General features: G+C 61.8%; 12 protein-coding genes and 1 pseudogene. 7 read left to right on the forward strand and 6 right to left on the reverse strand.

The genetic code is table 11. From position 1 onward, the window contains the following. Window positions 1–107: DUF7961 family protein (locus PGX04_RS34995; protein ID WP_465263793.1), on the forward strand; the 107-nt coding region annotated here is incomplete at its 5' end. Window positions 108–117: 10 nt separating this feature from the next. Beyond that, window positions 118–774 (forward strand): METTL5 family protein, encoded by a 657-nt coding sequence (locus PGX04_RS04820; protein WP_273737465.1) that lies wholly within the window; start codon window positions 118–120, stop codon window positions 772–774. Window positions 775–1,053: 279 nt separating this feature from the next. On the opposite strand, the gene PGX04_RS04825 is transcribed toward PGX04_RS04820, so the two are convergent. Continuing rightward, window positions 1,054–2,892, reverse strand: a complete 1,839-nt coding sequence (locus PGX04_RS04825; RefSeq protein ID WP_273737466.1) for a rhomboid family intramembrane serine protease — start codon at window positions 2,890–2,892, stop codon at window positions 1,054–1,056. Window positions 2,893–3,057: 165 nt separating this feature from the next. On the opposite strand from PGX04_RS04825, the gene PGX04_RS04830 reads away from it, so the two are divergent. Beyond that, the gene (locus tag PGX04_RS04830; RefSeq protein WP_226041513.1) at window positions 3,058–3,342 is read left to right on the forward strand and encodes a DNA-directed RNA polymerase subunit L; all 285 of its coding nucleotides are present in this window, start codon (window positions 3,058–3,060) and stop codon (window positions 3,340–3,342) included. Window positions 3,343–3,469: 127 nt separating this feature from the next. On the opposite strand, the gene PGX04_RS04835 is transcribed toward PGX04_RS04830, so the two are convergent. Next, window positions 3,470–4,333, reverse strand: a complete 864-nt coding sequence (locus PGX04_RS04835) for a hypothetical protein (RefSeq protein ID WP_273737467.1) — start codon at window positions 4,331–4,333, stop codon at window positions 3,470–3,472. A 119-nt stretch (window positions 4,334–4,452) separates the two neighbouring features. On the opposite strand from PGX04_RS04835, the gene PGX04_RS04840 reads away from it, so the two are divergent. Then, window positions 4,453–5,274, forward strand: coding sequence for an IS5 family transposase (locus PGX04_RS04840; RefSeq protein WP_273737468.1), 822 nt, complete (start codon window positions 4,453–4,455; stop codon window positions 5,272–5,274). Window positions 5,275–5,439: 165 nt separating this feature from the next. Here the strand turns inward: PGX04_RS04840 and PGX04_RS04845 are convergent, their stop codons facing one another. After that, a complete protein-coding gene (locus PGX04_RS04845; RefSeq protein WP_273737469.1) occupies window positions 5,440–5,874 on the reverse strand; it encodes a hypothetical protein in 435 nt (144 codons plus the stop codon). A gap of 331 nt (window positions 5,875–6,205) precedes the next feature. Continuing rightward, window positions 6,206–7,021, reverse strand: coding sequence for an imidazole glycerol phosphate synthase subunit HisF (gene hisF / locus PGX04_RS04850; protein WP_273737470.1), 816 nt, complete (start codon window positions 7,019–7,021; stop codon window positions 6,206–6,208). 204 nt (window positions 7,022–7,225) lie between these two features. On the opposite strand from hisF, the gene PGX04_RS04855 reads away from it, so the two are divergent. Beyond that, entirely contained in the window at window positions 7,226–7,408 is a 183-nt protein-coding gene (locus PGX04_RS04855) for a DUF7550 family protein (protein WP_273737471.1), read from the forward strand. A gap of 7 nt (window positions 7,409–7,415) precedes the next feature. Here PGX04_RS04855 and PGX04_RS04860 read toward each other — a convergent pair whose 3' ends face one another. Both PGX04_RS04860 and PGX04_RS04865 read right to left on the reverse strand, forming a co-directional pair. Then, window positions 7,416–7,637: a ribbon-helix-helix domain-containing protein gene (locus tag PGX04_RS04860; RefSeq protein WP_273737472.1), complete on the reverse strand. Its 222-nt coding sequence runs from the start codon at window positions 7,635–7,637 to the stop codon at window positions 7,416–7,418. A 157-nt stretch (window positions 7,638–7,794) separates the two neighbouring features. After that, window positions 7,795–8,094 carry a hypothetical protein gene (locus tag PGX04_RS04865; protein ID WP_273737473.1) on the reverse strand — a complete coding sequence of 100 codons (300 nt, stop codon included), beginning with the start codon at window positions 8,092–8,094 and terminating at the stop codon, window positions 7,795–7,797. 302 nt (window positions 8,095–8,396) lie between these two features. Between PGX04_RS04865 and PGX04_RS04870 the strand changes: the two genes are divergently transcribed. Further along, window positions 8,397–8,993 carry a sulfite oxidase-like oxidoreductase gene (locus tag PGX04_RS04870; protein WP_273737474.1) on the forward strand — a complete coding sequence of 199 codons (597 nt, stop codon included), beginning with the start codon at window positions 8,397–8,399 and terminating at the stop codon, window positions 8,991–8,993. Window positions 8,994–9,086: 93 nt separating this feature from the next. Continuing rightward, window positions 9,087–9,611: pseudogene (locus PGX04_RS04875) on the forward strand (isochorismate synthase); the annotation flags it as partial.

Consider the following 9,611-nt stretch of genomic DNA (forward strand, 5'->3'; position numbering starts at 1 on the left):
TCGCGGACCCCGCGAAGGTCCGCCCCGCGCTGGCGGCGTGTGCCGAACGAGCCGACCGTGAGGGGCTCGCGTTCGAACTCGAGGGACCGATTTCGGTCGCGGACTGAACTGCCGGGGATGTCCGGCCCGTCTCGGCGCACGCTCGCCCGTCGACTCGAATCGATCGAGGACTTTTCCGAGCCGTCCGCGGACCTCGAACAGTATCTGACACCGCCGGAGCTGGCCGCCCACCTCTGTCATCTGGCTGGGCTACAGGGCGATCTCGAGGGGCAGGTCGTCGATCTCGGCACCGGAACGGGGATGCTCGCGATCGCAGCCTCGCTGTCCGGCGTCGATCGAGTCGCGGGGATCGATCTGGATGCCGAAGCACTCGAGATCGCTCGGCGGAACGAGCGGGCGGTTGTGGGCGGTGGCGGTGATGGTGGCGGCCGAGATCATCCGATCGAGTGGCTCCGCGGCGATGTCTCTCGCCAGCCGTTTTCTCTCACCGACGCCACCGTGCTTTCGAACCCGCCCTTCGGCGCACAGCGCGGGAACCGACACGCGGATCGGGCGTTCCTCGAGACGGCCCGCGAGATCGGGACCGCCTCCTACACGATCCACAACGAGGGGAGCCAGGCGTTCGTCGAATCGTTCGCCGACGACGAGGGCGGGACGGTGACCCACGCGTTCCGGGCCGAGTTCCCGATTCCGAAGCGCTTCGAGTTCCACACCGCGGCACAGGAGACGCTCGAGGCCGAGGTCTTTCGCATCGAGTGGTCGTCTCAGAAGTGACGGCCGACGGATCGATTCCGACAGTCTCGAGAAGCGATGACACCTCGAGCGGATAGTGATGCATCGAGCGGTTTGCTACTCAGGTGGCTACCCGATGCATCAAGTAGTTTGCGACTGCTGGCAACACGGAATTTCCACACCCTCCCCAGCCGATTCGCTCAGTCACTTCGTTCCCTCGCTCATCCCTCGCACAAGTCATCGACCGCCCTCACTGGCGTTCGGTCGGCCGACAGCGTGCGCCACCGCACGTGGCTCTCTGGTTCGGAGAGAAATCGAAGATCAGTAGCCGTTGTACGTTTCTTGACTCGCGACCGCGACTCGCGTCCCGTCGGCGGCCGCGTAGATCGTCTCGTCGTCGCGTTCGAAGGTAAGCCCGCCGGCCGTCACCATCTCGTTTTCATCGGGGATCGCTGCCGTCGCGACGGCGTCGGTTTCGCTCGAGCCGACGCCGAGAACGAACGTCCCGTCGTCGGAACCGATCGTCACGGTTCGGCCGGCGATCCGGGCTTCGGCCCGCGAGTCGTTGGATTCGTGTGCAAGCTGTCGGTCCGCGCCGTCCTCCCACACCCAGACCTGATAGACGACGTCGTTGCCGACCGGCTCCCAGCCGGTGCGCTCGACGTGGACCGCTTCGCGCCAGCCGGGGCCGCCGACGTAAACCGTCTCCTCGCCGGTAAAGGCGAGCCGCTGGGCGCTGACCGCTTCGAACCAGATCTCGCGTCGGTCGCTGGCGACGATCACCCCGCTGGACTCGAGCCCCTCGTCGTCCTCGAGGGACTCGATACCGATCCCGGTGACGAGCCCGTTGGGAACGTCCTCGACGTACTCGACGGTGTAATCCTCGATCTGGACGGCCGCGTCCGAGGACGCAGTCGACTCGTCGACGACGAGGAAGTTCGCGGGGATGGCCACCCCGGCGACGATCGCGAGGATGCCGATAACCGTCAGGAACGCGGCCCCCTTGCGGGTCAGATTCGAGAGGGGGCCGAACTCGGGGGTCAGTCGATTTTCGCCGACGATTTCGCGGACGCGGTCGACGTGAGCCGTGGCGATGCCGTCACTGCGGCCACCGTCGGCCAGCTCGAGCGAGCGAGCGAGCGACGACTCGGCGTCACCGGCGGCTCCCGCAGTTCGGTCCCCCGAGCGAGCGAATCGCTGCTGAATCTCCGCCGGGATGAGGGGACGCTCGGACGCGGTCATCGAGAGCGTGACCACGAGCGCGAGCACCGAGACGATGGCGACGCCCGGCCCCTGAAAGAGCACGAAGGTGTTCTCGGCTCCGTACCAGTAGATCGCCCACAGCCGCTTCGAGAAGCCAAACAGCAACACGGCGAGCCAGAGCCGGAGCGGGTTCGGACGGATGCCCCGCCGCTCGAGGAGGACGATGCCGAGGGCGAACCCGATAAAGAGCCCGAGCGCGTGACCCTGGATGGCGATGCCGGCCCAGGACGGCGCGGACGGCGGGCTCGGCTGGGCGGTGTAGATACCGATCGGTTCCTGTAGCGCATAATAGAGACGCAGGACGACGCTCTGGACGCCGAGCGTTCCGACGATCGTCACGATCGGGTAGTGGACGATAGCGAACCCGGCGAGGGCGAAGACGACTCCCGAGAAGCCGATTACGGGGCCGAGCGCGAACAGGCTCGTCACCAGTCCGACCCCGATGACGGCCAGCGGAAAGAGTACGAACGCCCGTACCCGCGAATTCGCGCGCCACGAGTCGAGATCGGCCGGCTCTCGTTCGTCCGGATAGTGGCCCCACGCGTATTCCGCGAGCGGCGCGACGACGACCGTCCCGGCGAGGTTGCCGATGAGATGACCGGGGCCGGCGTGGGAAAACGCCGCTGTCACCATCCCGAGCGGATAGAAGTACGACCACGTGCGGAAGGGGATCGTCACGGGATCGTCGAAATCCGCGATCCCACTCTGGACGAACAGATAGACGCCGACGACGAACGCGATCACCACGAGCGAACCCCACGGAACGCCGTACACGAGCCGTTCCCGAGCCACATCTCGCCAGCGCCGCGCCGGCCGGTGGACCCGTCTGACGACCGCGATCGACCCGACCAGCGACGCGGTGACGACGACCGCCAGCAGGGCCGCGAGCAAGCGCATATGCCGTGGTTCGAACGGGGCCGTATAGTGGTTTACCATCAAGACCGTCGTCATGTCCCCGGTTCGAGCCGCGTCCCCGGCGGAGACGAGGGAGCGATGCCGCCACGAACTGCAACGAGCGTCGGCTTCGAAAGGTACAAGCGGCCGACGACCGGACTACTCGCCATGGAACTGCGGGTCACCGAGAGCACGGAGAACGAACTGTCCATCGAGATTGCCGGCGAGGACCACACCTTCATGAACGTGCTCAAGGGCGCACTGCTCGAGCACGACGACGTCAGCGCAGCGACCTACGACGTCAATCCCGAACAGTCCGGCGGCCAGACCGAGCCGATCCTGACCATCAAGACTGAGGGCGGGGCTGACCCGCTCGAGGCGCTCGAGGAGGGAGCGGTAACCGTCCGCGAGAAAGCGAATTCGTTCCGCGACGCGTTCGAAGCGGCCGCATAACCCCCGTCGATCCGGCTCGATCACGTCCGATTCTGTCTCTCGTTTCTCCGGAGTACGACTCGACCCCCGGGAACACGCAGACCGATGGCCGCCGGTCCGGACTGTCGGCCGACCGAACACCGGCCGACTAACACGTCGTATAGATCACGTAGACCGATCCGTCGACGACGTGTATATCCAATCCTTCGGCATCGTACCCGGTGCGAGTGACGTCATCGTTCGAGCGGAGGGCTCCGACGATGTCCTCGACGAGTTCCCGCTCGTCGTCGTAGTCGTCTATCGTCAGGACGCCCGGCACCTGTCTCACGGCGTGCTCGCCACTGCAGTCGGCGTTGAAGTCGCTCAATTCCGGCGGCTCGTGATCCGCGTCACCGTACCCGTTCGCCACGTACGCGCGATTATAATACTCCGAATACGCCGCGAGCCCGTCGTCGACGGCCCGCGACTCGTCGCGGTCGGCTTCGAGCCGCTCGTGAACTTCTTCCGTCGTGGCCTCGAGATCGATTCCGGCAGCCTCGGTTCCCTCACCCGGTGCGTCCGGCGGTGACGGCGGCCCGATACCCGGTAGTATCGATGGGGAGATCACGCCCGTCGCGAACAGCGCGATGATCACGCCGATCACGACGAGAATCGGCAGATACGGTTTCGCGACCGCGAACCAGCTCGGCGTTTCCAGATCGCGCTCGAGCCCCTCGTAGGTCTGCTCGACCCGCTCGAGGTCCGGGTTGCCACAGCGGGAACACGGCGGGGTGTTCCGGACGTGCTCCCGGCCGCAGTTGGGACAGGCCCAGACGTAGTCGGGGCCGGTGTCGACGGTTCCGGACTCCGTCAGTTCGGTATTGGGATCGGCACCGGTACCGCTCTCGGTCCCGTCGTGGCCCCCGTCGTCCGCTCGGACGACCGCCTTCTCGAAGGTGTTGTGACCGCAGGCGTCACAGGGAGGGTCGTTTTCCGCGTGCGGTTTCCCACACCACGTACACCGCCATTTCACTGGCAGAAAAGCGGGACCGCGACGGAATAAACGTATTGAATACGACGGATCGCGAATACGGTAGATCGGCTCTGTTGAAACCCTTGGAGAGTTACAGATTCAGTCGATAGTGTGAGTGGATGCAGACCCTCCCAAAGTCGCAGTTACTCCGGTTTGTCGAGCAAGCATTTCACCTAGCCCAGCGAGCAGTCTCACGATATTCCTCAAAGTGCTCGAAACAACGCTACACGCTTCATCAGCACGTTGTTCTGCTCTGTCTCAAAGTTCGGAAGAATACGACCTATCGAACACTCCTCGACGAACTCATTGAAATGCCTCGCATTCGGAACGCGATCAACCTCACCGAACTTCCTGACCCGTCAACGTTGTGTAAAGCGTTCGTCAGACTCGATATGGCTGTCTGGCGAGTCCTTCTCAATCTCTCTGTTTCACTGTTCCCGACTAACGGTGTTGCGGGGATCGACGCTTCGGGCTTCGACCGAACCCACGCCTCAAAGCACTACACAAAACGAGCGAAGCTGACGATTCAGCAGCTGAAAGTCACGCTCTTAGTCGATACAAGAGCAAACGCGATCCTTGATCTCCACGTCACAACAACCCGAAAACACGATACGCAGATCGCACCATCGCTCATCAACCGCAACGCAGCTAAAATCGGAATTTTGCTTGGAGACAAAGGGTACGACGATCAGCAGATTCGGGCGATGGCCCGCGAGACCGAGGTTCGTCCGTTGATCAAACACCGTGAGTTTTCCTCACTTCAGAAAGCGTGGAACGCTCGGTTGGATACTGAACTCTATGGCCAACGGAGCCAGAGCGAAACGGTGAACTCTCGACTCAAGCGAAGATACGGTGCGTTCGTCCGTTCACGACGCTGGTGGAAGCAGTTTCGTGAACTCGCCCTTGCGTGTATCGTCCACAATCTCGACCGAGCGCTTTAACGATCAGTACAGGTTAAATATTCATCAGGTAACGTCCAACCCTGTAATCTTGCAAGGATTTTAACGGAGCCATCTGATACAAAGAGACTCTACTCCATGAACCGCGAAAATCGGCTGCTACAGCAAACGTCTCATAAGACGTGATAATATCTGTTTCCATATCTACTATTCTGATTGTTTGTAGCACCACCCAGTGATAGCGCCGAGGGGAATAATTATCCAGCCCACGACTATGAGTGCCATACCAAACGAACGGGATAGCCGCACTATTGACTGCACAATTGCTACACTCAGTTCCATCTCTCCAGCAAATGCGTCCAGTACTGGGTTGAACAGCGCAGGAAAAATAGACCCGATAGATAAACTACAGATCGCTGTTAGCCCTCCGAAGAGGGCACCACGATATGGAATTGCTGGTCTTGAGTCTATGAACCGCCATAGCAAGATACCGACAGGGAATGTAGATAGAAGCCCAAGTGGAACCCAGAATAATGCGCTGATGAAGAGAAATCCGACGGTATCCGAGACAAGCCCTGCAGCGAGAAGGGCTAACACTCCACCAAACCATACTATTGTAGCTAGCACACCGGCAGCAGTCATTACAAAACCTGCACCAATATCTCGGCGTGAGCCATATGGAATGTATTTGAAGATACTAGCGCAATGTGTACTCATTAGTATATATTCTGTACCTATAGTTTTATACTTAACGATTACTAACTCACTAAATTACATTTTTATCCGTAGTTCTGGATAACGAAATCGTACTACCAACTACTGGTACGTATGCACGTGTAGTGTGCAGTAGATTCACGTAAACAAATCTCTAAAGAAGAGGATTTCAACAGAGCCGGTAGATCGCAAATACGTCTGGGCTCGAATACGTCGGGTCGCGAGCACGTCGATCACGAAGCCGTTCCGTCGCTCGAGTTCAGAGACGAACGGGGACGCCGTGCTCGTCGAGGTAGGCCTTCGTCTCTTCGATCGAGTACTCGTCGAAGTGGAAAATCGATGCCGCGAGTCCCGCGTCCGCGCCGGCCTCGGTGAACACGTCGTACATGTCCTCGGGACCGCCACAGCCGGAGGAGGCGATGACCGGCGTGTCGACGGTCTCGCTGACTGCCGTCGTCAGGGGCAGGTCGTAGCCGTCCTTCGTCCCGTCCTTATCGATCGAATTGACGAACAGTTCGCCTGCGCCCCGCGATTCGGCCTCCGCGGCCCACTCGAGGACGTCGATTCCGGTCCCCTCGCGGCCCCCCTTCTTCGTGCACTCGAACCAGCAGGACTCGCCGTCGATCTCGACGTAGTGTTCGCCCCCCTCGTCGAAGCGGCGTTTGGCGTCGACGCTGATGACGATACACTGGTTGCCGAACGCTCTCGCGCCCTCGTTGATGAGTTCGGGCCGCTCGAGCGCGCCGGTGGTGATCGAAACCTTGTCCGCGCCGGCCCGGAGCGTCTCCTTGATATCCTCGGTGGTACGGATGCCGCCGCCGACCGTGAGGGGGATGAAGACCTCGTCGGCGACGCGCTCGACGACGTCGAGCATCGTCTCGCGGCCCTCGGCGGAGGCGGTGATGTCGAGGAAGACGAACTCGTCCGCGCCCGCGCGGTTGTACGCGCGGGCCATCTCGACCGGATCGCCGGTGTATTTCAGATCCTCGAAGTTGACGCCGGTGTAGACCGCCGGGTTCCCGTCGTCGTCGAGGTCCACGTCGATACACGGGATGACTCGCTTGGTCAGGACCATGTGGTAACTACCGCTCGATTCGCACTCCGAGTAGTAAAGGGGTCTGGATCGATCGCGCGGGATGACGCGACGTCGGACCGGTCGATCCCGGTCACCGACTCGAGCGACGGACCCAGACTTCTGATCCAGACGACCGGCCGCCGGCTCCCACCGCGGACGATCGGTGTAGGTGTTCTTAAGTGATCGAGTCGAGAAGGGACGCGTATGGCAGACGACACCGAGCCCCCCGAGGATGACGATTCGGGAGCCGACGTTGGTCACGATCTCGACGCCGACCGAACGACCGCACCGATGAGCGACTACTCGTCGCGAGCCGTCTTCGTCGGTGCTCTCGTCGCACTGGTCGGCGCAGCGATCGCCTTCGGAATTCCGTTGCTCGCGGTCTGAGTATACGCTAGAAGACGTACTCGTCGTCGTGGCCCATCATGCCGTCGTCTTCGAAGCTGGTTCCTGCGCCCTCGTCTTCGTCCGAGGGTCCACTGGTCTTGTATGCCTTGATGCCCGTCGAAAGGAGGTCCTCGATCGCCTCCTCGCGGTTAACGAACTCGCCGCGTTCGACCATCTGGGCGATCTGCATCTCGAGGTGCTCCGGTATGGTGATCTCTACTTTCGGCATCTGATTCGGCTTTCGGCGAGGGGGTATTTAGGTTTGACGGGGAGTCCACATCGATCGGAATCAAAAATCCGTCTCGTCGGAACGATAAACCCCGATAACGGAAATCCGAAGCCGTCACGCGGGGCCGTACGGGTGAGGGCCGGCGTCGTGGGTTTCCCTAGCGATTGCCCATCATCGAATCGAACGCATCTTTCAGTTTGGTCCCCGGCTGGGTCAGCGTCTCGAGTTGCTGGCGCATTTTCCGCTGGTTGAAGTAACTCGCGAACGCGAGGATCGTCGGCGGCCAGAGGCCGACGAACGCGCCGAGCTGGCGCTTTCCGCGGAAGAAGAAGTAGTACAGCGAGAGGCCGACCGCTGCGGCCGACGCGACGAACGCGGGGCCCATCGCCTGTTGGCCGATCTCTTCTGGTTCCTGTCCGGACAATTCCCGTTCCGTTAGCTGTTGTCTACTCGCCATGCATTGATAGCCGTCGCCGAGACTGTACTAAGGGATAGCGAGGGTTTCGCCGGAAACATCCGAGTTGTGTCCGTGACTGTATCGTTTCGATCAGTTGTCGTCCCGGTTCCCTCGTGCCAATTTGGTATTGCTCCGGGGCGAGTCCCAGTAACGGTGGTACTCGTGTTTCGGTGTTCATCCGATTCAATCATTCTGAGCGATCGGTGCCCCGGACTCGAGCGTGAGCCATCGATGAGGCCGGATCGAACGCGACTCTCAGATGATGGCGTCAGACCTACGTTTATCGCGGCGTACGCACGACTATGGCTACGACGGACGTGACTGACCTCTATCAGGAGTTCGGCGACGATCGATTGCCGCCGGGACAGCGAGAGACGTCCGCGTTTCCCGTTCTCTCGAAGAGCGGAACGCCGGATTGGGACCCCGAGACGTGGGAGTTTACCGTCACTGGCGCGGTCGACGAGGAACTGACGTTCTCGTGGGACGAGTTTCGAGCGTTGCCGACGGTCACGCAACGGCAGGACTTTCACTGCGTGACCGGCTGGAGCAAGTTCGACTGCGAGTTTACCGGCGTCTCGTTCCCCGACATCGCCGAACGAGCCGGTGTTCACGACGACGCGGTCCACGTCATGTTCTCGGCGCTGGACGACTACACGACCGATCTGGCGCTCGAGGACTGCATGCGCGATGACGTCCTGTTCACGTGGGCGTTCGACGGCGAACCGCTCCCCGAGGATCACGGCGGCCCGCTCCGGGTGGTTACCCCTCACAAGTACGCCTACAAGGGCGCGAAGTGGGTCGACGGCGTCGAATTCCTCACGGAACCCCAGCGCGGGTACTGGGAGCGCCGGGGGTACTCCCAGACGGCAGACCCGTGGCAGGAAGAGCGGTACAGCTAGCGTCGATTCCGTCGAGAACTGCGAAGGGTTCCCGTTTCGCGATCGGTCGGCAAATAGTTAGGCTGAAGGCGGGGCGGTCCCGACGTGGTGTCGATGGATCGATCGTCGGGCGAGGGTCGACTGGCTGGTGAGACCGAGTCGGCGGACGGCGCCGTCGAACTCGTCAGCCGAAGCCGCGACCTGGGGGGTGTTTCCGTCAGTTCGATTCTCGACGGAAACGCGGACTCGCGCATCCAGTGGGCCGATCCCGACGGTCTCGAACTCGCCGGTCGAGGTGTCGCCGTTCGGTTTACCGCGGACGGTACCGACAGGTTCGATCGAATTCGATCGCAGGCGAGCCGAGCGTTCGACCGGCTCACACACGACGGACCCGCGGCGGCCCGACCGCGGGCGATCGGCGGATTTTCGTTTCACGACGGTCACGAGCCGGCCGTTCCCTGGGCCGGCTTCGACGCGGCCTCGTTCGTCGTTCCGCAGGTTCTCGTGACCCGCACCGACGACGAGACGTGGTTGACGGCCGTCGGAAACCGAGCGGACGAGGCCGAGGACCGCCTCGAGCGTTGGCACGACCGTCTGACGGCGCTGTCGACGAAGCGTCAGAGCGGTTCGCCACCCGGC

It is taken from the genome of Natrinema soli, assembly GCF_028618695.1.